We start from the raw sequence: 25,289 nt of genomic DNA on the forward strand, positions 1-25,289 counted from the left end.
CGAAAAATTCAGCCCTGTGCCGCCAATGCAGACAAGACCTGCGAGGCGGCGCGCATTTCCTCGAAGCGCTTGTCGCGGCGGGCCTTCGCCTCCGCGTCTTCGCCCCAGTGCTCGATGGTCCAGTCTTCGTCAAGATGGGCCAAAGTCCAGACCTCGTCCAGCGTCCATGCGCCTTCCGCGTGCGCCAGCGACAGGATCGCCGATCCCGTGAGCGTCGTCATGGAATGCAGTGCAGCCAAGGCCAGGGGATCGTCGTATTTGCGGAGCGTCACGGCGAAGGCGGAAATCGCCTCGCGCGGCTGCTCCTGGTGCATGATCCCCTCGATCAGAATGAACCGGGCGCCCAGCACATTGGCGGCCCAGTCGATGACCGGATCCCAGTGTTCGGCCTGCCGCTCGACAAGCCGCTCCGGCTCGCCGGCGCGGTAGCAGAGAAGATCGCTGGAGGAAAACCGCAGGATATCCTCGTGCACCGCCTGCGGGTCGGTTCTGACGCCATCGATCGCGGTGTTGACCAGACGGGTTACCGGCATCGTGAACGGATCGATGACCTCGCCCTGCGCGTTCCATTCGGCCGCCATCAGCTCGGCCAGAGCCGGCGTCGGCGCCTCCAGGCTCGCACGACCCGGTGTCTTGACGGGTCGGCCATCGAGCAGAACGCGGAAGGCGCCGTCATCACCAGCCTCGACGGTCGCTTCCTTGTAGAAGCGCTTCGGAAGCTGCTGCTTCTGGCCTTCCTGGGCGATCTTCGACGGATCCTTCTGATGGGTCGAAATGTCGGAAATGAAATCACGCATAGGCAGTCTCGAATACATGTGTCGTCAGGTCGGTCGGCTTCAGCGCGATGCGATCCGCGCCGGCGTCGATGAGCTTGTCGACCGTCTCGTAGCCCCAGGAAACGCCGATCGCGGAAGCGCCCGCAGCCTTGGCCATCTGCATATCATAGATCGCGTCGCCGATCACAATCGTATCGGCCGGGCGCACGCCCATCTGGTCGCAGCACTCGGTCACCATCGCCGGATGCGGCTTGGACGGGCAATCGTCGGCAGTACGGGAAACGACAAAATGCTGGCGGAGGCCATGGGTGTCCATGATAACCTCGAGGCCGCGCCGCGACTTTCCGGTGACGGCGCCGAGCAACAGGTCCTCTTCCGCCGAAAGCGCAGAGAGAAGGTCGGCAATTCCTTCGAACATCGGCTCCTGGAAGCCCGGCTCGCGACGCACGTCCGCAAAGATCGACTTGTAATGCGCGGTCATCCGCAGCGCCTCTTCGTCGACGTGCTCGTTACCGATCAGCCGTGCAATGGCGATGTCCAGCGTCAAACCGATGATAGACCGCGTACGGGCAATTTCCAGACGCTCACGACCGAATGCTTCGAACGTGCGGGCCATCACCTCATGAATCAGCGCGCCGCTGTCGACCAGCGTCCCGTCGCAATCGAAAAGAACGAGCTTCATGGCTCAGGCCTCGTCTTCCGGTCCGTCCACGGGGAAACCGAGAAGGTTCCAGGTCTGGACCATGTGCGGCGGCAGCGGTGCGGTGACACGCAGCCGGCCGCCGTTCGGATGGGGTATGTCGATATGGCGCGCATGCAGGTGCAGGCGCTTCTGCACGCCACCGGGGAAATCCCAGTTCGGGTCGTCGACGTAATACTTCGGATCGCCGATGATCGGGTGACCGATATGGAGGGCGTGGACACGCAGCTGGTGCGTCCGGCCGGTGTAGGGCTCCATCTCCAGCCAGGCGAGATTCTGGGCCGCCGTGTCGACGACGCGGTAGTAGGACACGGCGTGATCAGCCCCATCCTCGCCGTGCTTGGCGATCCGCATGCGGTCGCCGTCCGGCGTCGCTTCCTTGACCAGCCAGGTGGAAATCTTGTCGTCACGCTTGCGCGGCACGCCCTTGACGAGCGACCAGTAGGTCTTCTTGGTGTCGCGCTCGCGGAAGGCGGCGGTCAGCTTCTGCGCCGCGCCGCGCGTGCGGGCGATCACCAGGACGCCGGTGGTGTCGCGGTCGAGCCGGTGGACGAGCCGCGGCTTTTCCCCCCGCTGGTTGGTCCAGGCATCGAGCATCTTGTCGATGTGCCGGGTGACGCCCGATCCGCCCTGAACGGCCAGACCCGCCGGCTTGTTGAGAACGAAGACCTTGTCATCCTCGTGCAGAAGCATGCGGGCCAGCAGTTCGCCGTCGCCGGAGTGTTTCAGATCCTTCCCGGAGACCGGCCGGCCCTTGTCCTTCGCATCGACGTCGAGCGGCGGAATGCGCACCATCTGTCCCGGCTGGACGCGGGTATCCGTCTTGACGCGACCGCCATCGACGCGAACCTGACCCGAGCGCAGCAGCTTCTGCAGCTGGCCGAAGCCGAGGCCCGGAAAGTGGATCTTGAACCAGCGATCGAGGCGCATGCCCGTTTCGTCCTGGTCTACCTTGATATGTTCAATTCCCGCCATGATCGTCTCTCTCCGTTCCCTCAAAAGACCGCACGGCCGAGCATCAGGCCACCGGAGACGGCGCACAGCGAAATCACGACGCTGCCGATGACATAAACGCCGGCCAGCGCCAGCTCGCCGCGTTCGTAGAGCGTGAACGCATCGAGGGAGAAGGCTGAAAAGGTCGTGAACCCGCCGAGAAAGCCGGTGATCAGCAACACCCGCAGTTCCGGTGAGGAATTGAGCTTGCGCGCCACCAGTTCGGCAAACAGGCCGATCACGAAGGAACCGACGACATTGACCGTCATCGTCCCCCACGGATAGCTGGGGCCGAACAGCCGGAATGTCCAGTTACCGACAAGGTAGCGGAGAACGGAGCCGAATGCGCCGCCAAGAGCGGCGAGAAGTATGTGTGTCATCGCCCCCGTTTAGTCTACGGACGCGGGGATTCCAAGCGCTTTTAGGCAACGCCGCCAAGGAAGGCGTCGACAAATTCGTAGAGCTTTGCCCAATCGGTAAACTCATGATCCGTCGCGGTATCGACCGGGCCGCCTTCGGCCTTCGATATGCGCTTCATCATCCAACGCTTGAAGAAGTCATATTCGGTGTAGCGCAATGCGCCCGCGGCATCATGGATCGCCCGCGGCGTCCACCCCGTTTCCGCCAGCAATTGCCGCGGATAATGCCGCGCCGCCGCCCTTTCCCCGGCATCGTCGCTGATGATCGAGAGGGTGACGGAGACGAAGGCGCTCGGCACCGCGTTCAGCCATTCGGCCTCCCTGTGCACGAAATCGACGAAAGCGGACGGATAGCGCCCGGCATGGATCGGCGCACACAGGATGATGCGATCGGGCCGTTCCAGTGTGTATTCGGGCATCTCGGCAATGTTCATGATGCCGACGGCGTGGCCGGCATTCTCGACATGCGCGGCAATCTCGCCCGCGATCCGCCGGGTCTGGCCTTCGACGCTCACATATCCAACGACAATCTTCATCAGAGCTTACCTCCATCTGATTGAAGCAAGGATATTGCAGGCCGCCGCATGGACATTTGACGTACGTCAACCGCCTCGAAAAACAAGTCAAAACAGAAACTTATGTATAAATAAAATTATACTTAAATACAACTGATTATATTCACGGTCGCGATACGTATATTTGCTAGCCTTCATATCAAGTGTAATCGAAGCGGATATGGACATGGCCCAGGTTCTGACTGTTTCGGCAAACACAGCTGCATATGTGAGCGAGGCAAACAAACCGCCGATCAAGGTTCCACGCAGCAGTTTTGTCGAGGAAAGTGTCAATGCATTTGCCAAGGAAGCCCTGGAAAGCGGGGATTTCCAGCTGCGCGCGATCGTCAACGTGATCCAGCCGCCGGCGCTTGCGCTGTTCTTCCTGACCGCAGGAAACGAAGAAGTACCGCCGCAGGTCACGCTGCAGGAGGCGAAAGAAGCATACGAAGACGCGGAAGCATAAATCTCCTCGACCGCAACACTCCGGATGGCCGCCGCGCGCCGCGCATGGCGGCCTTTTTCGTTCCCGAACCCGAGCGTTCCCCTCTGGTATTCCCGATCGCTTCCAACGGCATCGCAGCGCCATTCCCCCAGGGCAATTCCTCTACGACAAATATTTGTCCGAAAACGCCATGGAGGCCTTGCCAATCCCACCGTCTCCCCGATAATGGACGCGACCCCGTTGGGAGAAGCCGGTTCGATCCGGTGCCGAAGGAGCAACCGCCCCGGAAACTCTCAGGCCAAAGGACCAGCGGCGGGCCACTAAGGACTCTGGAGAGAATGACGGCTTGAAAAGGCCGTTGCGCGCCGAAGGGATAACAATCTCAGGCCAAAGGACAGAGGGGGCGCGACTTGGAGGCGGCGCATGCCGTCAACGCGCTCGCGCGGCGTTCGCGCAAGAACCTGGAGGCCCTGTAGTGTCGGATACCGAAACCCTATCGACAACATCCCTGCATTCGCTCCATCGCGCCGCCGGTGCGCGCATGGTGCCGTTCGCCGGCTACGACATGCCGGTGCAATACCCGCTCGGCGTTCTGAAGGAACACGTGCATACGCGCACGGCCGCCGGCCTGTTCGACGTCTCGCACATGGGCCAGATCCGCGTGACGCCGAAGGACGGCAACATGGAAACGGCGGCGCTGGCGCTCGAAAGCCTCGTCCCGGTCGATGTCCTCGGCCTGAAGCCCGGTCGCCAGCGCTATGCGCTGTTCACCAGCGACGGCGGCGGCATTCTGGACGACCTGATGATCGCCAATCGTGACGACCACTTCTTCCTCGTCGTCAATGCCGCCTGCAAGGCGCAGGATTTCGCTCATCTGAAGGCCGGGATCAGCGACAGCTGCACTGTCGAGATGCTGGAAGACCGCTCGTTGATCGCGCTGCAGGGACCGTTTTCCGAGAAGGTGCTGTCGGAGCTTTGTCCGGACGTCGCCTCGATGCGGTTCATGGATGTGCGCGGCGGCGACCTGCACGACACCGACTGCATCATCTCCCGCTCCGGCTACACCGGCGAAGACGGGTTCGAAATCTCCGTCCCCTCCGACAAGGCCGAATCGGTGGTCATCCAGCTGCTGGAGCATCCCGACGTCCAGTTCATCGGGCTTGGCGCGCGCGATTCGCTGCGGCTGGAGGCCGGTCTCTGCCTCTACGGCAACGATATCGACCAGACGACGACCCCGGTGGAAGCAGCGCTCGAATGGGCCGTCCAGAAGGTGCGCCGCAATGGCGGTGCGCGCGCCGGCGGCTTTCCCGGCGCCGACCGTATCCTGCGCGAGTTCGACGAGGGTGCCACCCGCCGCCGGGTGGGCCTGAAGCCGGAAGGCCGCGCGCCGATCCGCGCGCATACCAAACTCTATGCCGATGACGCCGGACAGACGGAACTCGGCGAAGTCACCTCGGGCACGTTCGGCCCGACCGTCGAGGGTCCCGTCGCCATGGGCTACGTGCCGACCAGCCATGCCGCCGAGGGCACGGAGATCTTCGCCGAAGTGCGCGGCAAGTACCTTCCCGTCACCGTCACGGCAATGCCTTTCACCCCCTCCTCCTACAAGCGCTGACCTGAACTTTTCCCAGAAGGATTGATCCATGTTGAAATTTACCGAAGAACACGAGTGGCTGAAGATCGAAGGCGACGTCGCGACGGTCGGCATTACCCAGCACGCCGCCGAACAGCTTGGCGATCTCGTCTTCGTCGAACTCCCGGATGTCGGCGCCAGCTTCTCGAAGGGCGATGACGCGGCAACGGTCGAGTCGGTCAAGGCGGCCTCGGAAGTCTACTGCCCGCTCGACGGCGAAATCGTCGAGGTCAACCAGGCGATCGCCGACGATCCGTCGCTGGTCAATTCCGCGCCCCAGGGCGACGGCTGGTTCTTCAAGCTGAAGCTTGCCAATCCCTCCGACGCCGAAGCCCTGCTCGACGAAGCCGCCTACAAGGAGCTTGTCGGATAATGGATACGCCGACCGAATTCACCTTCACGGACTATCAGCCCTACGACTTCGCCAACCGCCGCCACATCGGCCCCTCCCCCGATGAAATGGCGTCGATGCTGAAGACGATCGGCTTCGACAGCCTGGATGCGCTGATTGACGCCACCGTGCCCGACGCGATCCGACTGAAGGAGCCCTTGAAATGGGCACCGCCGATGACCGAGCGGGAAGCGCTCGACACGCTGCGCGACACGGCCAACCGCAACAAGGTCCTGGTCTCGCTCATTGGCCAGGGCTATTACGGCACCATCACGCCGCCGGTCATCCAGCGCAATATCCTGGAGAACCCCGCCTGGTACACGGCCTACACGCCCTACCAGCCGGAAATCAGCCAGGGCCGCCTGGAAGCGCTGATCAACTTCCAGACCATGGTGTCGGACCTGACGGCGCTCGACGTCGCCAATGCCTCATTGCTCGATGAAGCGACTGCAGCGGCCGAAGCGATGGCCATGGCCAAGCGCGTGGCAAAATCGAAGTCCAACACGTTCTTCGCCGACGAGAACTGCCACCCGCAGACCATCGAACTGCTGTTGACCCGCGCCGCACCGCTCGGCTGGACGGTCGTCGTCGGCAACCCGGCCAAGGATCTCGTGCCGGCGGACGTCTTCGGGGCGATCTTCCAGTATCCCGGCACATACGGCCACCTGACCGACTTCAGCGACGCGATCTCCAGCCTGCATGCGGAGAATGCGATCGCCATCGTCGCCGCCGACATCCTGGCACTGACGCTCCTGAAGCCCCCGGGTGAAATGGGCGCCGACATTGCCGTCGGCAGCACCCAGCGCTTCGGCGTGCCGATGGGCTATGGCGGACCGCATGCTGCCTACATGGCGGTCAAGGACGCCTACAAGCGCTCCATGCCGGGCCGCCTTGCCGGTGTCTCGATCGATGCGCGCGGCAACCGCGCCTACCGCCTGTCGCTGCAGACCCGTGAACAACATATCCGCCGCGAAAAGGCGACGTCGAACATCTGCACCGCGCAGGTGCTGCTCGCCGTCATGGCGTCCATGTATGCGGTCTTCCACGGTCCGAAGGGACTGAAGGCGATCGCGCAGGGCGTTCACCTGAAGACCGTCCGGCTGGTGCAGGGCCTTGAAAAGCTCGGCTACGCGGTCGAACCCGAGACCTTCTTCGATATGGTGACCGTCGAGGTCGGCCACATGCAGGGGCTTATCCTGCGCGCCGCCGTCGCCGAAGGCGTCAACCTGCGCAAGGTCGGTACGACGAAGATCGGCATCAGCCTCGACGAACGGACGCGTCCGGCAACGCTGGAAGCCGTCTGGCGCGCCTTTGGCGGCAAGTTCCAGATCGGCGACTTCCAGCCGGAATACCGGCTGCCGAAGGGACAGCTGCGCAAGAGCGAATATCTGACGCATCCGATCTTCCACATGAACCGCGCCGAAAGCGAGATGACCCGCTACATGCGCCGCCTCGCCGACCGCGACCTGGCGCTCGACCGGTCAATGATCCCGCTCGGCTCGTGCACGATGAAGCTGAACGCGACCGCGGAGATGCTGCCGATCACCTGGCCGGAATTCTCCGACCTGCATCCCTTCGTCCCGGCGGATCAGGCCGAGGGCTACAAGGCGATGATCGATGATCTCTCCGACAAGCTCTGCGCGATCACCGGCTACGACGCGATCTCCATGCAGCCGAATTCCGGCGCGCAGGGCGAATATGCCGGCCTTCTCACCATCCGTGACTACCATGTCGCCAATGGCGAGGCGCACCGCACGATCTGCCTCATTCCGACATCGGCGCACGGTACCAACCCGGCCTCGGCGCAGATGGCCGGCATGGTGGTTGTCCCGGTCAAGGCGACCGAGAATGGCGATGTCGACATGGAGGACTTCCGGGCGAAGGCCGAGCAGCATTCGGCGAACCTCTCCTGCTGCATGATCACCTATCCGTCGACGCATGGCGTGTTCGAGGAAACGGTGCGGGAGATCTGCGAGATCACCCACCAGCATGGCGGCCAGGTCTATCTCGACGGCGCCAACATGAACGCCATGGTCGGCCTGTCACGCCCCGGTGACATCGGTTCGGACGTCAGCCACCTCAACCTGCACAAGACGTTCTGCATTCCGCATGGCGGCGGCGGACCGGGCATGGGTCCGATCGGCGTAAAGGCGCATCTGGCCAAGCATCTGCCGGGCCACGAGGCGACCGACGGCCGCTCCGGCGCGGTGTCGGCGGCTCCCTTCGGTTCGGCGTCCATCCTGCCGATCTCTTGGAGCTACTGCCTGATGATGGGCGGCGAAGGCCTGACGCAGGCGACCAAGGTCGCAATCCTCAACGCCAACTACATCGCCGCGCGTCTCGCCGGCTCCTACGACGTGCTCTACACGTCGAAGAACGGACGGGTGGCGCACGAGTGCATCATCGACACGCGGCCGCTGGCAGACAGCACCGGCGTAACCGTCGACGATGTTGCAAAACGTCTGATCGATTGCGGCTTCCATGCACCGACCATGAGCTGGCCGGTCGCCGGCACGCTGATGATCGAGCCGACGGAATCGGAGACCAAGGCGGAACTCGACCGCTTCTGCGATGCCATGCTGGCAATCCGCGACGAGGTTCGCGCCATCGAGGACGGTCGAATGGACAAGACCGACAACCCACTGAAGAACGCGCCGCACACGGTGGAAGACCTCGTCGGCGAGTGGAACCGGCCCTATTCGCGCGAACAGGCCTGCTTCCCGCCCGGCGCCTTCCGCGTCGACAAGTACTGGCCGCCGGTCAATCGCGTCGACAACGTCTATGGCGACCGCAACCTGATCTGCACCTGCCCACCGGTTGAGGCCTACGCCGAAGCCGCCGAGTAAGGTCAGTCGCATGCTCTGGAGACGGCCCGCCCCCTGGCGGGCCGTTTCTGTTTCAGCCTGGCACATCCGGCTTGCCTTATTCACCCTTTGGTGACATTGCCCCTTCAGCCTTTGCTAAGTCCGCCATGCAAGACTGCGCCGATCTGAATGTGAGGTTTGCGAAATGGGTCTTTCCGGTATGATGAACGTGGCCATGTCCGGCATGCTGGCGAGCACCAACCGTCTCGGCGCGACCGCCCAGAACGTCGCCAACATGGACACGCCCGGCTATCGCCGGATGAACGCCTCTTCCTCGACGACGGAGGGCGGCGGCGTCATCACCACCGTAACCGAAAGTGACGCCACGGAAGGTGGCTCCTCCAACGTGGATCTCGGCACCGAAATGCTCGACATGATGGAAGCCGAAACCAGCTACAAGGCCAATGCATCGGTCTTCGAGGCCGGCGCCGACATGTGGGACGTGCTGCTGACCATCAATCGGGACGACGACGAGCAGGCCTAAAATCCTCAGACGCTGAATTCCGGCAGACGCACAACGAAGCGCGCACCGCCGCCCGCCGCAGAGCCGAGCGAGATCGTCCCTCCCAGTCCTTCCGTCAGCGCCTTGACCACGGCGAGGCCGAGACCGGCTCCTCCCGTTTCCCGGCTCCGCGAGGCCTCGAGGCGGAAGAACGGCTCCATGACCGCCTGGCGCATGTGCGCCGGAATGCCGGGGCCGTTGTCCTCCACGACGATCGTCACATTGCCGTCCTTGACGCCACCAGACAATTGCACCTTCTGTCCGTATTTCAGGCCATTGTCGACGAGGTTGGCGATGATGCGGCGCACAGCGAGCCGATCTCCCAGGATCTGCAGCGGATCCTCGTCATCACCGTCCAGCGACATGTCGATCGCGGCTCCAGCTTCGCGACGCGCCACGAATTCCTGGGCAAGGATCTCGCGGACATCAACCAGCTCTTCCGTCAATTCACCGGCGCCGATGCGCGAGGCAATCAGCGCATCGTCAAGAAGGCGGATCATGTCGGAGATATCGGCAGCCGCCCTTTCGCGCTCGGCTTCGTCCTCGATCGCATCCAGCCGCAGGCGCAGCCGCGTCGCGAAGGTCCGCACATCATGCGATATGCCGCCGATCAGCGCCATGCGGTTCTGAAGCAGAACCGTCAGACGGTCCTGCAGGCGGTTGTAGGCCTCCACCAGCCTGCCGACCTCGCCGCTGAAGCCACGGTAGGGCGGCAACCTCTCGGGCGTCCCGGAAAGGTCGGTGCGGTCGAGCGCATCCGCCAGGTGTTCCAGGGAGCGGGTCGCGCGTACAACACCGAAGAGCACCACAAGGGCAAGCAGCGAGCCTACAAGACCGGCAAGAATGCCGGGCGGCACGGCGAACACGTTTGAAAGGAGCGGACTTCTGGCGGTGATCGTCAGCGTGTCGCCGGTCTGCAATGCGACGCGAAAGATCGCGATCGGCGGATATCGAAGGAGGAAACGGGGGGCGATCCGGCGAATGCCGTCGGGCTGGGGCGTGACGATCTCGATCGCCCGCGGCGCAACGCGCATGGCGTAGGCGGCAAACGTCAGCGCGCCGAGATCCGGTGTCGGCGGCGCCTCCTTCAGCAGCGTGTTTCCGGGCTCGAATTGCAGCGTCACACCCGGTTCACCGACGAAGCGCGCGAGATCCGCCCTGCCCTCGCTGTTCAGAGTTTCGGCAAGGCGGACTATGGCGGCAAACCGCAGCGGGGAGACCGGCGGCGGCTGTCGGCGGATCGCTGCAATGTAGAGGACGGCTGCGACGGCAATCCAGAGAATGATCACGACAAGCGCGGCAATCGCCACGAACCGCGGCTTAGGAAGAAAGCGTGTCACGAGACCTCCGAGACGGCCCTGGCGGTCAGCATGTAGCCGCTGTTCCTGACCGTCGTGATCAGGTTCGGACTGCCGCCATGCTGATCGAGCTTCTTGCGCAGTCTCGACACCAGCATGTCGACGGACCTGTCGAACGGATCAGCATCGCGGCCATGCACCCAGTCGAGGATCGTCTCGCGGCTCAAGACCCGGCGCGGACGCTTGGCGAAGCAGGCGAGAAGGTCGAACTCGGCGCTGGTCAGCACGACCGGCGTGCCGTCGACGGTTTCCACGCTGCGGCTGTCGAAGTCCACCAGGAATGCATCGACGGCGCAGCGGTTCGGCCGGTCTTCCGGTGTCCGCGGTCTGGCGCGGCGCAGGATCGCGCGGATGCGCGCCAGCAGCTCGCGCGGTGCAAAGGGCTTGGCGAGGTAATCATCGGCACCGACCTCCAGTCCGACAATGCGGTCGATTTCGTCGCTCTTCGCGGTCAGCATGAGAATGGGCACGGCCGATGTCGCCCGCAAGCGGCGGCAGATCGACAGGCCGTCCTCGCCGGGCAGCATCAGGTCGAGGACGATCAGATCCGGCTCGGTTGCGGCGAGAATGGCATCGAGCTCGCGACCATCGCCGGCGGCCCGCACGGCAAAGCCCTCCCGCTCGAGGAAGGCGCCGACGAGACGCCTCACCTCCGGATCGTCCTCCACCATCACTATGTCGAGACCAGACGTGTTCATGGCGCCATCATTTTCCAGCGCAATGCGTTTCGCAAGTGGCCGCCCGCCGTTGTTACACACTGTTACACGCCGGAGACAACATTCGACAAAACCCTGCCTGCCGGTGATACGCGCAAGACATACGGGCCTCATTCTCCATCTCGTCAAGCCGGACAGCCGGCGCAAACAATCAATGGAGATAATATCATGAAAGCCCTTCTGATTGCCGCAGCAACCGCCACGCTCTCGCTTGCTGCCGTCGCAGACGCCAATGCCTGGACCCGCAACTCGACGACGACAGGTCCCTATGGTGGCAGTGTCCACTCCTCCGGCAGCGGCAGCTGCAGCGGCTACAACTGCAGCTCCTCCGGCACCTATACCGGCCGCTACGGCCAGACCGCGACCCGCAACAGCGCCACCGCCTGCAATCCGGCCACGCAGAGCTGCACCCGCAACTCGACGGTCACCGGCCCCAATGGCGGTCAGGTGAACCGTTCCTCGACGATTTCCCGCTAATTCGTCCCACCCCAGCGGGAAGTCTCCGGTCCGGCAGCAGCTCTCTCCGCAGCCGGACCGGATCCGTATCGCCACCCGGAGACACACAATGCGAAGCGTTCTCGCCGCCACGACCATTTGCCTTCTCGCAACATCCGCCGGCGCCGCACAGCCCGGCTATTTCGAACTCATGAAGGTCATGAACGCCTGCAAGGCGGACATCCAGGCCTTTTGCCCGACCGTTGAGCCTGGCGAGGGGCGCATCCTCGCCTGCCTGAAGACACAGCAAAGCAAGGTCTCCGCGGGCTGCATCGCGGCTGCGGAGCCGTATCGCGACCAGGCGGACACTCTGAAGAGCATGCCTGCGCCCGCCGGCAACTGACGACCAATGGAGTAAGCACCATGCAGCACCTCAGCGATTTCTTCACCCATCCCTGGCCGATCGCGGCCGTCGCCGGCGTCGCCATGCTCGTCGAATTCATCTCGGGCTGGCTATCGGACGAGGACACGCACGATCTCAAGGAAACGGCGGCGTCCCTGACCATCGCCGTCATCAACAAGACCGTCGGCGCCCTGTCGGCGGGCATCACCGCCCTGCCGCTGATCTGGCTTCACCAGTTCGCGCTGTTCGACATTCCGGCAAGCAATCCGGCAGCGCTGGTGGCGGCGTTCTTCCTCACGGATCTCTGCTACTACTGGCACCATTACGCCATGCACAAGGTGCGTCTGCTGTGGGCCAGCCACAGCGTCCATCATTCGCCGACGCGGCTCAACCTGACCGCCGCCGTGCGCCTTGGTATCGGCGGACATGTCGCGGGGGGCTTCCTGTTCTACGCACCGCTGGTGCTGATCGGCTTTTCGCCGCTGGTCATCTACGGCATGCTGGCACTCGGCCTCATCTACCAGCTGTTCCTGCACCCGGCGCATGCCCCCGACCTCGGGCCGCTGGAATATGTCCTGAACACGCCCAAGCACCATCACGTCCACCACGCGTCCAATACGGAATGCCTGGACAAGAACTTTGGCGGCGTCTTCATCATTTTCGACCGGATGTTCGGCACCTATGCCGAGGCGCCGCAGAACGAGCCGCTGCGCTTCGGCCTGAAGGCGGTCGAGATGAAGAGCAACAACCCGTTGACCATTCTTTTCCACGAATGGATGGCGATCCTGAAAGACGCCGTCGCCAGCCGCTCCGCCGCCGCCGCATTCCGAGCGGTCTTCAGCATGAAGCGGAAGCCGAACCGCGACGCGGCATGACCTAGGCTTCGCAGGGCTGCCTGGAAAGGTGAGCCCTGCCGCGCCATCAAGTTGACACTCGAAATCAAGTTTAGGGAGAAAAATTCAGAAAATACAACTCTACATGTTAAAAACTTCGACTGATATATCAATGATATTGCGCCGTGGAATAACGCGTGCAAAGCAATACAATATATCGCGGAGTAATACATGCCCGATTCACTGGAATCGTTCAGCACGAAAGCCTATCTGGCGCTCGAACATCAGATCGTCACCCTTCGGCTGCCGCCAGGCGCTTCCGTCAATGAGAAGCGCCTGATCGACATTGCCGGACAAGGCAGGACACCCGTCCGCGAGGCCATCCAGCGGCTCGCCTGGCAGGGCCTGATCATCATTCGCCCCCGCGCGGGCATGGAGATCCGGGCGATAGACGAGCTGGATTTTGCCAAGATCATGGACGTTCGCCTGCAGCTGGAGCCGATCGCCGCGCGGTTGACGGCCCAGTATGCCAACAGCATCCAGCGCGCCGCCATCGTCGATTGTGCCCAGCAGATGACTGCATCGGCGGCCAGCGGCGATGTCGAGATGTTCCTGAATGCCGACAAGCGCTTCGACACCATCATGGAAAAGACCTGCCCCAACCAGTTCCTCACGGGCGCACTGGCGCCGCTGCAAACCCATGCCCGGCGCATCTGGTTCTCGACGGCAACTCCGGAAAGGATGAAGCGCGCGATCTCGCTGCACGTCGCGGTCATCAACGCCATACAGAGGTCCCTGCCGCACGAGGCACAGGTGGCAATGGCGACGCTCCTCTCCACGCTGATCGCCGAACAGCCCCCGCTGGCGGCATCGAACTGAAACAAAAAAGGCGGCCCGAAGACCGCCTTTGATATCCATGGCCCCTTGCCGGGATCAGCCGACGAACGCGCGCTCGATCACGAACTCCGCCGGCTTGTTGTTGGCGCCTTCGGTCAGGCCGGCCTTTTCCAGGACAGCCTTGGTGTCCTTCAGCATGGCGGCGGAACCGCAGATCATGCCGCGATCGATCGCCGGATCCAGCGGCGGAACGCCCAGATCGGAAAACAGCTTGCCGCTCTCGATCAGGTCGGTGATGCGGCCCTGGAAGGGGTAATCCTCGCGGGTGACCGTCGCATAATGCTTCAGCTTGTCGCCGACGATCTCGCTCAGGAGTTCGTCGTTCCTGATTTCCTCGACGAGATCGAAGCCGTATTTCAGCTCGGCAACCTCGCGGCAGGTGTGGGTCAGGATGACCTCATCGAACTTCTCATAGGTTTCCGGATCGCGGATCAGGCTGGCGAAGGGCGCGATGCCCGTGCCGGTCGAGAACATGTAGAGACGCTTGCCGGGAACCAGTGCGTCGAGAACCAGCGTGCCGGTCGGCTTCTTGCGCATCAGCACGGTATCGCCGGGAACGATTTTCTGCAGATGCTGCGTGAGCGGGCCGTCCGGAACCTTGATCGAGAAGAACTCGAGCTCTTCCGCCCAGGCCGGGCTCGCGATCGAATAGGCACGGTAGATCGGCTTTTCGCCGACCATCAGACCGATCATGGCAAACTCGCCCGAACGGAACCGGAAACCGTCGGGGCGCGTCATCGAGAAGCGGAAAAGACGGTCGGTGTAGTGCGTGACACTCAGGACTTTTTCCGCGTAGACGCCGTCCGGTATGGCGGGGGCGAAATTCTCGGCTTTAGCGGGCGCGTTCATCGGTCTCTTCGATCCTCAAAGTCGATTTATTGCAGTCGGTAGGCGAATATTACAAACAGCGGCAAAATGGAAGGCAACGCATTTCAACGCAAAGGCGCACGGCGAAATATGCATTCGGCGTGAAAACACCGCTTCGGTGCGCCGGTCTTTGCCGTCGGCCGCCGATCATCTCAGCGGCCGACCGCGTGTTCCTTGATTTCCATCAATACGGGAATAAAATATAGAACTTTCCCTATATCAAGCAGCCGGTTTGGCACCGCGCCGCCAGCTGTAGCTGCCGGGATTGGCAGCTTCCCGAGCTGCCGGCTGGTAATGCAGCGAGATCCCCGGAATGCGTCCTTCGGCGAGCCGCTTGAGCGCCGTCGCATTGGTAACGGCGAAGCTGTCGATGCCGACACGCAGCATCAGCGCCAGCGGATCGATCAGCACGTCCCCAACGGCGCGAATCTCATCCTTGTAGCCGAGGCGATCGCGCAGCAGCGACGCATGGCTGAAGGCGCGGCCATCGTTGAAGGCCGGGAACTCGACGGCTACCAGAGCGATACGACCGAGATAGGGCTCTAACCGGGTCACGTCGTCGGCCGGGCGGATCAGAACGCCAAGGCCGGTCTCGTTGCTGTCCTCGACCTTTGCCACAAAGGCGTCCAGCGGCAGGATCGCCTTCCGGCTACCGTCCGCCTTGACCTCTTCGGTCTCGATCACCCAGGGATCGTTTTCAACGAAGCCGGTTTCCTTCCAGATTTTCGTCATCATCGCTCTCCTCAGGCTGCCTTGGCTTCGTTGCCGTAGAGCGCATCCTTGAAGGGCTGCGCACCGACGCGGCGGTAGGCTTGAAGGAAGGTTTCCTCCTTCGACTGCCTGAGGCCGAGATAGGTGTCGACGATCGTCTCGACCGCATCCGTCACCTTCTCCGGCTCAAAACCGCGACCGATAATCTCGCCGATCGAGGTGTTTTCGTCGCCCGAGCCGCCAAGGGTGATCTGGTAGAGTTCAGTGCCCTTCTTCTCCACGCCCAGAAGGCCGATATGGCCGACATGGTGGTGGCCGCAGGCATTGATGCAGCCCGAGATCTTGATCTTCAGCTCACCGATGTCGGCCTGACGCTCGGACGCGCCGAAGCGGGTCGAGAGTTCCTGGGCCAGCGGAATGGAGCGCGCATTGGCGAGCGCGCAGTAGTCCAGCCCGGGACAGGCAATGATATCGGTGATCAGGCCGGCATTGGCGGTTGCCAGCCCGTCGGAGACCAGCGCGCGGTATACCGCTTCGAGATCGGCAATCGCCACATGCGGCAGGATGATGTTCTGCTCGTGGCTGATGCGGATTTCGTCGAATGCGTATTCGGCGGCGATGTCGGCGACAGCCTCCATCTGCGCATCCGTGGCGTCACCCGGAATGCCGCCAATGGGCTTCAGCGAAATCGTCACGGAAGCATAATCCGGATGCTTGTGCGGATGGACGTTCTGGCCGACCCATTCGGCGAATGCCAGATCGGCCTTCTTCCAGGCGGCGAGATTGGCCCAGCCTTCCGGACGCTCGGCGAGTGCCGGCGGCGCGAAATAGGCGGCGATCGCCTGCACGTCGGCGTCGGGCAGCTTCAGTTCGCTGTCCTTCAGGTTGGCAAACTCGGCCTCGACCTGCGCCTTCAATTCCTCGGTGCCCGTCTCGTGCACGAGGATCTTGATGCGCGCCTTGTACTTGTTGTCGCGGCGGCCATGCAGGTTGTAGACCCGCAGGATGGCCGTCGTGTAGGTCAGGAGATCCTCTTCCGGCAGGAAGTCGCAGATCTTCTTGGCGATCATAGGGGTACGCCCCTGCCCGCCGCCGACATAGACGGCAAAGCCGAGCTCGCCCTTGTCGTTCTTCTTCAGATGCAAGCCGATGTCATGGACCTGGATGGCGGCGCGGTCGCGCTCGGCACCGGTGACGGCGATCTTGAACTTGCGCGGCAGGAAGGAGAACTCCGGATGAACGGAGGACCACTGGCGCAGGATTTCGGCATAGGGCCGCGGATCGGCAACCTCATCGGCGGCAGCACCGGCGAAATGATCGGCGGTCACGTTGCGGATGCAGTTGCCGGACGTCTGGATCGCGTGCATCTCGACGGAGGCCAGCTCATCAAGGATATCCGGCGTGTCAGACAGTTTCGGCCAGTTGTACTGGATGTTCTGGCGGGTGGTGAAGTGGCCATAGCCGCGGTCATACTTGCGGGCGATATGGGCCAGCATGCGCATCTGCTTCGAGTTGAGCGTGCCGTAGGGAATGGCAACGCGCAGCATGTAGGCGTGCAGCTGGAGATAGACGCCGTTCATCAGCCGCAGCGGCTTGAAGGCATCCTCCGATATCTCACCGGAGAGGCGGCGCCCGACCTGGTCGCGGAACTGGTCAACGCGCTCGGCGACAAAGGCGTGGTCGAATTCGTCGTAACGGTACATGTCTATCCTCAAACGGCAATGAATTTGGGGTCGGCGGCCTGATAGCCGGCGGCATATTCCATGGTCGGCCCGGCGGCTCGGATGCGCTCGCGCAGGCGCTGCGGACGGATGGCGCCGTCGACTTCCTCGACATCGATGACATTGACGTCGACCACCTTGTTGCCGGCATAGTCGCGCTTGCCGATCGCTTCAAGCGCTTCGACGGCCTCGGCATGGCGGGCAACGAGGGCGTCCTGCAGCTTCTCGCTCCATTCGCCGGCGGCCGTCAACCAGACGGCGATACCGTCGCCAAGACGGTTGGCGGTCAAAACCTTGTCGGTCATCATGCACTCCTTGCAGAAAATTCGGCGGCTTTCGGGGCCGGCGCGCGGCCCACGGCCAGAGGTTCGGAATGGTCGAAATTGGCGCCGGCGACCGCGTCGCCGATGACCACCATGACCGGGCCGGTCAGATCGTCGCGCGCTTCCAGCCCCGGCAGGTCGGCGAGCGTGCCATGCAGCAGGCGGCGGTCGTCGCGGCTGGCGTTTTCGATCACGGCAACCGTGGTCTCGGCGGAGAGGCCCGCCTTCATAAGACGCCCGGCGACGGAGGCGGCGACCGTGCGCCCCATATAGACGGCAATGGTCGCGCCGGACACGGCAAGCGAAGCCCAGTCGGGCAGCACATCGCCGGTCAGGTCGTGACCGGTGGTGAAGATCAGCGACGAGGCGACGCCGCGCAGTGTCAGCGGCAGTTCGAAATCGGCGGCGGCGGCAAAGGCCGAGGTGATGCCGGGGACGACCTCGTAGGAGATCTTCGCTTCGCGCAACGCGGCCATTTCTTCCGCCGCGCGGCCATAGACCAGCGGATCGCCCGATTTCAGACGCACCACGCGCTTGCCTTCGCGGCCGAGTTCGACCAGCAGGTCGTTGATCTCGTCCTGCGATTTCGAATGGCAGCCCTTGCGCTTGCCGACGGAAATGCGCTCCGCGTCACGGCGGCCCATGTCGACGATCGCCTGCGGCACCAGGGCGTCGAAGACGATGACGTCGGCCTGCATCATGAGCCGCTGGGCGCGAAGCGTCAGCAGATCGACGGCACCCGGACCGGCACCGACGAGCGACACATGACCATGCTCCTGCCCTCGCGACTGCAGCAGGAGCTGCGTGGCTTCGCGGCGGGCGTCCGCAATATCATCACGCTCGACGGCACGCGCGACGGCGCCGGAGAAGAAGTTGCGCCAGAAGCCGCGACGAGCGGAGCCCTTCTCGGTCATGCGTTCGGCGGCGGAACGGTAGTCGATTGCCAGCCGGGCCAATTTGCCGAGCGACGGCGACAGCATCTGGTCGACCTGGGCACGGATCATCTGCGCCAGAACCGGGCCGGCGCCTTCCGTGCCGATGGCAACGGCCACCGGCGCGCGGTTGACGAGAGCCGGCGTGAAGAAGTCGCAATAATCGGGCTGGTCGACGGCATTCGCCGGGATTTTCGCCGTGCGCGCCGCGGTCACGATGTGCCGGTCAAGGGCGGCATCGCCGGTCGCGGCGAAGACCAGCTTTGCGCCGTCAAGCTGTTCGGGAGAAAACGCTTCCGCGATCACCTCAAAGCCATTTGTCGCCAGGAAAGCCGCATAGTCCGGTTCGGGATCGGTCGCATAGGCGACGATGCGGGCCTGCGTGTTGGCCAGCAGACGCGCCTTGGCGTAGGCCTCGTCACCATTGCCGAATACGGCAGCGACTTCGTCCGCAACGCGGAAGAAGGCTGGAAATACGGCAAGTTTGTCTCTGGCTGCGCCCATGCGCCCTATACTCCTCGATATTGGCCGCACTATCGCTTTTCGCCGCGCCGAAATGAAGGAACAGAAATTCATCGGCCTTCCAGCACGTATATTTCTTTGCTCCAAGACCCTGCCTTTTGAGCAAAAGTGACCGGGCGCACGGTGCACCCGGCCATGATCGCGGATGATGGCCGGTTCAGCGGCGCTCGGTGGCGAATCCGGCGAGCGCCAGCAGCGGCAAGGCGGCGCCGATGAGCGAGGCGAGCATCCAGCCGCCCTCTGCAAAGGCCCAGCCTCCGACGGCGGAACCAACCGCGCCACCGGCGAAGAAGGTTGCCATGAAGACGCCGTTCAGGCGACTGCGATGCTCGGCGCTCAAACCGTAGATCGCCCGCTGGCTGACGACGAGATTGGTGGTCACGCCGAAGTCGAGGAGGATCGCAGCCAGGACGAACAGCCCCAGCGACAGCGTCGATCCCTCGCCGGTCAGGTGGGTGATCAGGAAAGCAACGGCAACCGACAGCATGGCGAAAACGGTGGCGGGACGGATCAGGTTGCGATCGGCTAGCCTGCCCGCAATCGGAGATGCGATGGCGCCTGCAGCGCCGGCAAGCGCGAAGAGCGCGATTCCATCCTGCCCGATACCGAAAGCCGGACCGGCCAGCACCAGAGGCGTGACCGTCCAGAACAGGCTGAACGCGCCGAACAGGCCGGCCTGATAGAGCGCCCGCCGGCGCAGCACCGGCTCGCTGACAAACAGATGACCGAGCGACGCCAGCAGGGCGGGATAGGTCATCTTCGATGTCGGCCGCCGCGTCGGCAGGGCAACGGCGAGCACGACGCCGATAACCACCATGGCCGCGACCGAAAACAGGAAGACGGCGTGCCAGGAAAAAAAGTTCGCGATCATGCTAGAGACCGGCCTCGCCAGCATGATGCCAACCATCAGGCCACTCATGACATTGCCGACGACGCGGCCACGGCTTTCCTGGGGCGCCATATGGGCGGCGAAAGGCACGAGGACCTGAACGGCGACCGAGCCGATGCCGATCAGGAAAGAGGACATGAGAAACGGCGCGGGACTGCCGGACAAGGCGCAGCCGAGCGCCGCGAGGCCGGCAAGGCCCGTCAGGATCAGCACCAGCCGCTTGTTCTCGACAAGATCGCCGAGCGGCACGATCAGCAGAAGGCCCAGGCCGTAGCCGATCTGCGTCAGCGTCACGACAAGACCGGCAGCGCCCGCCGACATGCCCAGCGACTGGCCGATCGGACCGGCCAGCGGCTGGGCGTAATAGAGGTTGGCGACGATCAGGCCGCAGGCCGCGGCAAAGAGCAGCGTCAATGCGGCGGAGATGGGTGGATGTTCCTCGGCGCCTGTCGTGGCTGAGGCGGTCGCAATGGGCGGGGCCATTCTTATCTCCAAAAAGCAATGTCAAAAACGGTTGAAGAAAGTCAGTCGAAGAGGCGCATTGCCGCCTCGACCATGGATGTCATCTCCTCCCGGCTGCGACCGGTCTTGCCGACGATGCGCATCCCATGCAGGATGCCCACCATCAGCCTCGCGGTCGCTCTCCCGTCAATTGTCGGTGCGATCGAGCCGTCCTCCAGGCCCTCCCGGATCAAACCGAAAGCATGTGCCTCCATGGCCGCCATCGAACGGCGGACCCGTTCGGCGGCATCCTCGTCGGCAATGGCAAGCTCAGTCGCCGTCCCGACCACCAGGCACCCCCTGAGGCCCTCCTCGCCGCACGAAGCATCGGCATAGAACTCCAGCAGCAGCTGCAATTTCTCGCGTCCGCTTGCGCCCCTGGCGACCGCCTCGTCCCGCAACGCATTGCGCACGGACTTGTAACGGTCGAATGCCGCCAGAAAGATGCCCTTCTTGTCACCGAACGCCTTGTAGACGCTGCCGGGCGTCAAACCCATGGCAGCGGTCAGTTCCGCAATCGAGGCAGCGTGATAGCCCCGCTCGGAGAATGCCACGATGGCCCTGTCCAGCGCCTCGTCCATATCGAAGCTGCGCGGTCTGCCCGGACCACGAACGGCGGCGATATCCAATGTGTTCAAATCATCCATGCACGACAATTAGGAAATGATCGTTTCCAAATCAAGCGATAAATTCAAAACTGATGATTTACACCTCCGGAATCGGGTTATAGGCTGATAAAACCATAATCATTCAGGCGATCTCCCGTGACTCAAAACATGCTTGCCGCCCGTCTTCTCGACGTGATCGAAAACGACATCCTGCCTCTGACACAAGCGGGTGTTTCGACCGGAAACAAGGTCTTCGGTGCCGCCATCCTGCGCAAGTCGGACCTGTCGCTGGTCATCGCCGGCACCAACAACGAGACCGCCAATCCGCTCTGGCACGGCGAAGTGCATACGCTGAAGCAGTTCTACGAGATGTCCGAGCCGCCGGTGACGAAGGATCTGATCTTCCTGTCGACGCACGAGCCCTGCACCATGTGCATGTCGGCGATCACCTGGGCAGGCTTCGACAATTTCTATTATTTCTTCAGCCATGAAGACAGCCGCGACGCCTTCGCCATTCCACACGATCTGAAGATCCTCAAGGAGGTCTTCGGCCTGGAGCCCGGCGGTTACAGGCGCAACAACGCCTTCTGGCACTCCGCCTGGATCACCGACATGGTCGAGACGGCGGACGAACCGATCAAAAGCCAGATGAAAGAGCAGATTGCCCGCATCAAGGCCATGTACGACGACGCCTCCGGCGTCTATCAGTCGAAGAAGGGTGAAAGCCACATCCCACTCGCCTGAGCCAGTCACCGACCAGAGACCTTCGCATGGAACCTTCAAAAGACATCTCGCGCCTCATCGAGATCATGGCGGCGCTGCGCAATCCCGAGACGGGATGCCCGTGGGACATCGTGCAGAATTTCGAGACGATCAAACCCTACACGATCGAGGAGGCCTATGAGGTCGCCGACGCGATCGAGCGCAACGACATGGACGATCTCTGCGAGGAGCTGGGTGATCTTCTCCTGCAGGTGGTGTTCCACGCCCGCATGGCCGAGGAAGCCGGCGAGTTTGGATTCGGCGACGTTGTCCATGCCGTCACCCGCAAGATGATCCGTCGCCATCCGCATGTGTTTGCAGTCTCGGATGCGCAGACGCCTGATCAGGTCAAGCTGCAATGGGACGAGATCAAGCGGCAGGAAAAGGCCGAACGGGCGGAACGCCGAGCCCGGCGCGGCTTGGCAGCCGACGCCACCGATCGCCATCTCGGCTCGGTGCAGCGGTCGTTTCCGGCGCTGACAGAAGCACTGAAGATCCAGGAACGCGCCGCCAAGGTCGGCTTTGACTGGTCCGAGGCCGCCCCGATCCTCGACAAGATCGAGGAGGAAATCGGCGAGTTGCGCGAGGCCCTGGCAGGCAACCAGCAGGAAAAGGTCGCGGATGAACTCGGCGATCTGATTTTCGCCGTCGTCAATATCGGCCGCCATGTGAAGGCCGATCCGGAGGATGCGCTACGCGGCACGAACACCAAGTTCCGCCGCCGCTTCGGCTATATCGAGGACAGGCTGAAGGCCGAAGGCCGAACGCTCGGCGGGGCCACGCTCGACGAAATGGAAGCCCTCTGGCAGGAAGCCAAGGGGAAGGTCTGAAGAAGCGGCGAAATCCGCCGCACGCGTCTATTCGTCGGTTGAATAGCCGAAGAACAGGACCTTCAGATCCTTCTCGGGCGTGAAATTCGTCGCGTGCCATTCGAGCGGCGCGCCTGCCTTCGTTCCCGGCGGTGTGCAAAGCGACGCAATGCTGTCGCTGCCGGGATCGACCTTCAGATTGAACTCCGCAATCGGACCCTGCCAGTTGTTGGCGGTCGTCAGGATGTAGCCCAGCGTCAGAGCATCCGGCGCCTTGCCTTCGTCGCGCAACGCTTTCAAACGCATGCGGAAGGCATCATCCACGCAATAGGTCGAAGCCCCCTCGCCGGCCTCGAAGAAATCGCCATAGTCGGAGGGCGCGCCGGTCAGCGGCTGGTAGGCGATGTCGACCTTCGTGACACCCGGCGCGAAATCCTGGCTCCATTCGTAGACCGCCTGATATTCCCAGCGGACAATCAGGAAATCGCCGTCCTTGTGGGCCAGCCCGTCTTCCTCCAGCGCCCTGATCGTCGCATCCGGCAGATCGGACAGATCCTCGTCGGGCGGCGCGAAGACCGGGACACCAAGCGCCTTCAGCCGTTCGGTGATGTTCTCACCCTTGAACCAGGCGTATTCGTGCAGGGTCGGCGTCACCGGCTGGCCGTTCACCGACACTTCGAAATGCATGTAGTTGCGGGGATCGCCATCATTTTCCATGCCGCCGCCGAGGCTGTCGGGCGAATCGTCCTGCGGAACCTTCGGAAGCGGAAAGCCGATGACGCGCGTCAGGGTGTTGCCGGCGTCCGACTTGAAGTCATAGTGAACCTTCACGCTGTCCAAAGAGAGCGAAAGGTCCTCGCGAGCGATGGAAATCTGCGGTTCGGGCTTGAAGGTGACGCCACCGGCCGCGAATTCGGAAACGGAGCCGTTGGCGAAGGCTGGTCCGGCAACCGTCGCGGCCAGCATCAGGGCCGGCAGAAATCCGATCCGGCGCTGCCCGCTTCCCATCCCGCGCTACTCCCAGTCTTCCTTGGGCGGCTCGATGGCCTTGCCGAGACGGCGCTCGAGCGTCGTCGCCAGTTCTCCGGACAGACGCAGGTCGATCTTCACCGAGCCATCCTCGAGATCTTCACGACCGTCGACGATGGCGTTTTCATAGAGCCACGGCAGCAATTTCAGCTGGTCGGGCGGCAAAACGACGGTCGTCTCGGAGAGAACGCCGGAAAGCCTGTCGGCGATATTGTCCAGAAGCGCGTCCAGCCCCTCGCCGGAGACGGCGGAGACGGCGAACTTGCCCTCGCTCGGCTGCGCCTTGGCCAACAGCGTCTCGCGAGCCTCCGGCTCCAGCCGGTCGATCTTGTTCCAGACTTCCAGGACGCGAACGCCTTGGGCGGATTCCTCGATGCCGAGGTCGGCAAGAATGCGCGTGACGTCCTCGGCCTGGGCGGCGTTGTCCGGGTCGGACATGTCGCGCACGTGCAGGATGATATCGGCCTCGAGCACTTCTTCCAGCGTCGCGCGGAAGGCGGCGACGAGATGGGTCGGCAGGTCGGAGATGAAGCCGACGGTGTCGGACAGGATGACCGTGCGCCCGTGCGGCAGCTTCATGCGGCGCATGGTCGGGTCGAGGGTGGCAAACAGCATGTCCTCGGCGAGAACGCCGGCACCGGTGATACGGTTGAAGAGCGTCGACTTGCCGGCATTGGTGTAGCCCGCCAGCGCCACGATGGGATGCGGCACCTTGCGGCGCTTGGCGCGATGCAGCTGTCGGGTGCGAACGACCTGCTCGAGCTCGCGCTCCAGCTTGACGATCTTGTCCTGCAGGATGCGGCGGTCGGCCTCTATCTGGGTTTCACCGGGGCCGCCCATGAAGCCCGCGCCACCGCGCTGGCGTTCAAGGTGCGTCCAGCTTCTGACCAGCCGGCCCTTCTGGTAGTTGAGATGCGCAAGCTCGACCTGCAGGCGGCCTTCCTTGGTGGAGGCGCGGCGGCCGAAAATTTCAAGAATGAGGCCGGTGCGGTCGATGACCTTGGAGTTCCATTCCCGTTCCAGGTTGCGCTGCTGGACCGGCGTCAGCGGATGATCGACGATCACAAGGCCGGCGTCCATCTCGTCCAGAACGGCCTTGATCTCCTCGATCTTGCCGGTGCCGATCAGGGTCGCGGGACGCGGATCGTTGACGAAGACGATGGCGCCATGGACGATTTCGAGATCGATGGCTCTGGCAAGGCCGATCGCCTCATCCAGCCGGCTTTCCGGCAGGCGATCGGGCTTCGGCGGCTGGTTCGACCTGCTGTTACGGCTTTCCTTCAGGACGGGAACGAGCACAACGGCACGCATATCGTCCCGGCGCATCTCCTGCTCCGGGACAATCATGTCCGGTGTCGTAATTCGTTTGGCGGAAATAGCCGCTATTCCTGTCAGGATGCCGTTTCTTCGCTCTCGAACATCTGCAGCGGCTGACCCGGCATGATGGTCGAGATCGCATGCTTGTAGACGAGCTGCGAATGCCCGTCACGACGCAGAAGCACACAGAAATTGTCGAAAGACGTTACCACCCCTGTCAGCTTCACGCCGTTGATCAGGAAGATGGTCAATGAGATTTTTTGCTTGCGAACTGTATTGAGAAACAGGTCTTGCAGATTCTGAGAACGTTCCGCCATCGCGCCGATTCTTTCTTTCCTTTTTTGCCGGACCGGCTCTGCCGATCCAGTGTCATGCCAAA

28 protein-coding genes and 2 riboswitches are annotated in these 25,289 nt (G+C 62.9%); of the genes, 11 read left to right on the top strand and 17 right to left on the bottom strand.

Annotated elements, in window-relative coordinates:
- Positions 1 to 8 precede the first annotated feature (8 nt).
- From ACU5AZ_RS01095 to ACU5AZ_RS01115, 5 genes are read right to left on the bottom strand one after another with little or no spacing between them, the layout of a single operon-like run.
- Positions 9 to 797, bottom strand: a complete 789-nt coding sequence (locus ACU5AZ_RS01095; RefSeq protein WP_446824241.1) for an ATP12 family chaperone protein — start codon at positions 795 to 797, stop codon at positions 9 to 11.
- The gene (locus tag ACU5AZ_RS01100) at positions 790 to 1,458 is read right to left on the bottom strand and encodes an HAD-IA family hydrolase (RefSeq protein WP_446824242.1); all 669 of its coding nucleotides are present in this window, start codon (positions 1,456 to 1,458) and stop codon (positions 790 to 792) included. The genes ACU5AZ_RS01095 and ACU5AZ_RS01100 overlap by 8 nt, the downstream gene beginning before the upstream one ends.
- A 3-nt stretch (positions 1,459 to 1,461) precedes the next feature.
- Positions 1,462 to 2,451, bottom strand: a complete 990-nt coding sequence (locus tag ACU5AZ_RS01105; protein ID WP_446824243.1) for an RluA family pseudouridine synthase — start codon at positions 2,449 to 2,451, stop codon at positions 1,462 to 1,464.
- A gap of 20 nt (positions 2,452 to 2,471) precedes the next feature.
- The gene (gene crcB / locus ACU5AZ_RS01110) at positions 2,472 to 2,849 is read right to left on the bottom strand and encodes a fluoride efflux transporter CrcB (RefSeq protein WP_446824244.1); all 378 of its coding nucleotides are present in this window, start codon (positions 2,847 to 2,849) and stop codon (positions 2,472 to 2,474) included.
- Between the two features lie 41 nt (positions 2,850 to 2,890).
- Positions 2,891 to 3,424, bottom strand: coding sequence for a flavodoxin domain-containing protein (locus ACU5AZ_RS01115; protein WP_446824245.1), 534 nt, complete (start codon positions 3,422 to 3,424; stop codon positions 2,891 to 2,893).
- A 205-nt stretch (positions 3,425 to 3,629) separates the two neighbouring features.
- On the opposite strand from ACU5AZ_RS01115, the gene ACU5AZ_RS01120 reads away from it, so the two are divergent.
- The 5 genes from ACU5AZ_RS01120 (at position 3,630) to ACU5AZ_RS01140 (ending at position 9,259) form a co-directional block, all read left to right on the top strand.
- Entirely contained in the window at positions 3,630 to 3,908 is a 279-nt protein-coding gene (locus tag ACU5AZ_RS01120) for a hypothetical protein (RefSeq protein ID WP_446824246.1), read from the top strand.
- A gap of 210 nt (positions 3,909 to 4,118) precedes the next feature.
- Positions 4,119 to 4,206: riboswitch (glycine riboswitch) on the top strand.
- Positions 4,207 to 4,295, top strand: a riboswitch (glycine riboswitch).
- Between the two features lie 67 nt (positions 4,296 to 4,362).
- On the top strand, positions 4,363 to 5,502 hold the full coding sequence (gcvT, locus tag ACU5AZ_RS01125; protein WP_446824247.1) for a glycine cleavage system aminomethyltransferase GcvT: 1,140 nt from the start codon (positions 4,363 to 4,365) through the stop codon (positions 5,500 to 5,502).
- 28 nt (positions 5,503 to 5,530) lie between these two features.
- The gene (gene gcvH / locus ACU5AZ_RS01130) at positions 5,531 to 5,893 is read left to right on the top strand and encodes a glycine cleavage system protein GcvH (protein WP_446824248.1); all 363 of its coding nucleotides are present in this window, start codon (positions 5,531 to 5,533) and stop codon (positions 5,891 to 5,893) included.
- The gene (gcvP, locus tag ACU5AZ_RS01135; protein WP_446824249.1) at positions 5,893 to 8,757 is read left to right on the top strand and encodes an aminomethyl-transferring glycine dehydrogenase; all 2,865 of its coding nucleotides are present in this window, start codon (positions 5,893 to 5,895) and stop codon (positions 8,755 to 8,757) included. The genes gcvH and gcvP overlap by 1 nt, the downstream gene beginning before the upstream one ends.
- Positions 8,758 to 8,920: 163 nt before the next feature.
- Positions 8,921 to 9,259 carry a flagellar basal body rod protein FlgC gene (locus ACU5AZ_RS01140; RefSeq protein WP_446824250.1) on the top strand — a complete coding sequence of 113 codons (339 nt, stop codon included), beginning with the start codon at positions 8,921 to 8,923 and terminating at the stop codon, positions 9,257 to 9,259.
- Between the two features lie 5 nt (positions 9,260 to 9,264).
- On the opposite strand, the gene ACU5AZ_RS01145 is transcribed toward ACU5AZ_RS01140, so the two are convergent.
- Together ACU5AZ_RS01145 and ACU5AZ_RS01150 are read right to left on the bottom strand one after the other, a co-directional pair.
- On the bottom strand, positions 9,265 to 10,617 hold the full coding sequence (locus tag ACU5AZ_RS01145) for a sensor histidine kinase (protein WP_446824251.1): 1,353 nt from the start codon (positions 10,615 to 10,617) through the stop codon (positions 9,265 to 9,267).
- Positions 10,614 to 11,333 (bottom strand): response regulator, encoded by a 720-nt coding sequence (locus ACU5AZ_RS01150; RefSeq protein WP_446824252.1) that lies wholly within the window; start codon positions 11,331 to 11,333, stop codon positions 10,614 to 10,616. The genes ACU5AZ_RS01145 and ACU5AZ_RS01150 overlap by 4 nt, the downstream gene beginning before the upstream one ends.
- 186 nt (positions 11,334 to 11,519) lie before the next feature.
- On the opposite strand from ACU5AZ_RS01150, the gene ACU5AZ_RS01155 reads away from it, so the two are divergent.
- The 4 genes from ACU5AZ_RS01155 to ACU5AZ_RS01170 all read left to right on the top strand — a co-directional run bounded on the left by ACU5AZ_RS01155 (position 11,520) and on the right by ACU5AZ_RS01170 (position 13,901).
- A complete protein-coding gene (locus tag ACU5AZ_RS01155) occupies positions 11,520 to 11,828 on the top strand; it encodes a hypothetical protein (protein WP_446824253.1) in 309 nt (102 codons plus the stop codon).
- 88 nt (positions 11,829 to 11,916) lie between these two features.
- Entirely contained in the window at positions 11,917 to 12,189 is a 273-nt protein-coding gene (locus ACU5AZ_RS01160; protein ID WP_446824254.1) for a cysteine rich repeat-containing protein, read from the top strand.
- A gap of 20 nt (positions 12,190 to 12,209) precedes the next feature.
- The gene (locus ACU5AZ_RS01165; protein ID WP_446824255.1) at positions 12,210 to 13,064 is read left to right on the top strand and encodes a sterol desaturase family protein; all 855 of its coding nucleotides are present in this window, start codon (positions 12,210 to 12,212) and stop codon (positions 13,062 to 13,064) included.
- 189 nt (positions 13,065 to 13,253) lie between these two features.
- Positions 13,254 to 13,901 carry a GntR family transcriptional regulator gene (locus tag ACU5AZ_RS01170; protein WP_446824256.1) on the top strand — a complete coding sequence of 216 codons (648 nt, stop codon included), beginning with the start codon at positions 13,254 to 13,256 and terminating at the stop codon, positions 13,899 to 13,901.
- 54 nt (positions 13,902 to 13,955) lie between these two features.
- Here ACU5AZ_RS01170 and ACU5AZ_RS01175 read toward each other — a convergent pair whose 3' ends face one another.
- From ACU5AZ_RS01175 to ACU5AZ_RS01205, 7 genes are all read right to left on the bottom strand, one after another.
- Positions 13,956 to 14,768 (bottom strand): ferredoxin--NADP reductase, encoded by an 813-nt coding sequence (locus tag ACU5AZ_RS01175; protein WP_446824257.1) that lies wholly within the window; start codon positions 14,766 to 14,768, stop codon positions 13,956 to 13,958.
- A gap of 237 nt (positions 14,769 to 15,005) precedes the next feature.
- Positions 15,006 to 15,518 carry a DUF934 domain-containing protein gene (locus ACU5AZ_RS01180; protein ID WP_446824258.1) on the bottom strand — a complete coding sequence of 171 codons (513 nt, stop codon included), beginning with the start codon at positions 15,516 to 15,518 and terminating at the stop codon, positions 15,006 to 15,008.
- A gap of 11 nt (positions 15,519 to 15,529) precedes the next feature.
- Positions 15,530 to 17,200 (bottom strand): nitrite/sulfite reductase, encoded by a 1,671-nt coding sequence (locus ACU5AZ_RS01185; RefSeq protein ID WP_446824259.1) that lies wholly within the window; start codon positions 17,198 to 17,200, stop codon positions 15,530 to 15,532.
- Between the two features lie 8 nt (positions 17,201 to 17,208).
- On the bottom strand, positions 17,209 to 17,523 hold the full coding sequence (locus tag ACU5AZ_RS01190) for a DUF2849 domain-containing protein (RefSeq protein WP_446824260.1): 315 nt from the start codon (positions 17,521 to 17,523) through the stop codon (positions 17,209 to 17,211).
- Positions 17,523 to 18,977: a siroheme synthase CysG gene (gene cysG / locus ACU5AZ_RS01195; RefSeq protein ID WP_446824261.1), complete on the bottom strand. Its 1,455-nt coding sequence runs from the start codon at positions 18,975 to 18,977 to the stop codon at positions 17,523 to 17,525. The genes ACU5AZ_RS01190 and cysG overlap by 1 nt, the downstream gene beginning before the upstream one ends.
- 175 nt (positions 18,978 to 19,152) lie before the next feature.
- Positions 19,153 to 20,367 (bottom strand): MFS transporter, encoded by a 1,215-nt coding sequence (locus ACU5AZ_RS01200; RefSeq protein WP_446824262.1) that lies wholly within the window; start codon positions 20,365 to 20,367, stop codon positions 19,153 to 19,155.
- Between the two features lie 41 nt (positions 20,368 to 20,408).
- A complete protein-coding gene (locus ACU5AZ_RS01205; RefSeq protein WP_446824263.1) occupies positions 20,409 to 21,032 on the bottom strand; it encodes a TetR/AcrR family transcriptional regulator in 624 nt (207 codons plus the stop codon).
- Between the two features lie 117 nt (positions 21,033 to 21,149).
- On the opposite strand from ACU5AZ_RS01205, the gene ACU5AZ_RS01210 reads away from it, so the two are divergent.
- On the top strand, positions 21,150 to 21,737 hold the full coding sequence (locus ACU5AZ_RS01210) for a deaminase (RefSeq protein WP_446824264.1): 588 nt from the start codon (positions 21,150 to 21,152) through the stop codon (positions 21,735 to 21,737).
- A 26-nt stretch (positions 21,738 to 21,763) separates the two neighbouring features.
- Positions 21,764 to 22,585: a nucleoside triphosphate pyrophosphohydrolase gene (gene mazG, locus ACU5AZ_RS01215; RefSeq protein WP_446824265.1), complete on the top strand. Its 822-nt coding sequence runs from the start codon at positions 21,764 to 21,766 to the stop codon at positions 22,583 to 22,585.
- A 27-nt stretch (positions 22,586 to 22,612) separates the two neighbouring features.
- Here mazG and ACU5AZ_RS01220 read toward each other — a convergent pair whose 3' ends face one another.
- The 3 genes from ACU5AZ_RS01220 to hfq all read right to left on the bottom strand — a co-directional run bounded on the left by ACU5AZ_RS01220 (position 22,613) and on the right by hfq (position 25,227).
- Positions 22,613 to 23,572: a DUF4424 family protein gene (locus tag ACU5AZ_RS01220; protein ID WP_446824266.1), complete on the bottom strand. Its 960-nt coding sequence runs from the start codon at positions 23,570 to 23,572 to the stop codon at positions 22,613 to 22,615.
- Between the two features lie 6 nt (positions 23,573 to 23,578).
- Positions 23,579 to 24,904, bottom strand: coding sequence for a GTPase HflX (gene hflX / locus ACU5AZ_RS01225; RefSeq protein WP_446826077.1), 1,326 nt, complete (start codon positions 24,902 to 24,904; stop codon positions 23,579 to 23,581).
- A gap of 80 nt (positions 24,905 to 24,984) precedes the next feature.
- The gene (gene hfq / locus ACU5AZ_RS01230) at positions 24,985 to 25,227 is read right to left on the bottom strand and encodes an RNA chaperone Hfq (RefSeq protein WP_446824267.1); all 243 of its coding nucleotides are present in this window, start codon (positions 25,225 to 25,227) and stop codon (positions 24,985 to 24,987) included.
- Between the last annotated feature and the right edge of the window lie 62 nt (positions 25,228 to 25,289).

This window comes from Rhizobium sp. PAMB 3182 (assembly GCF_052908355.1).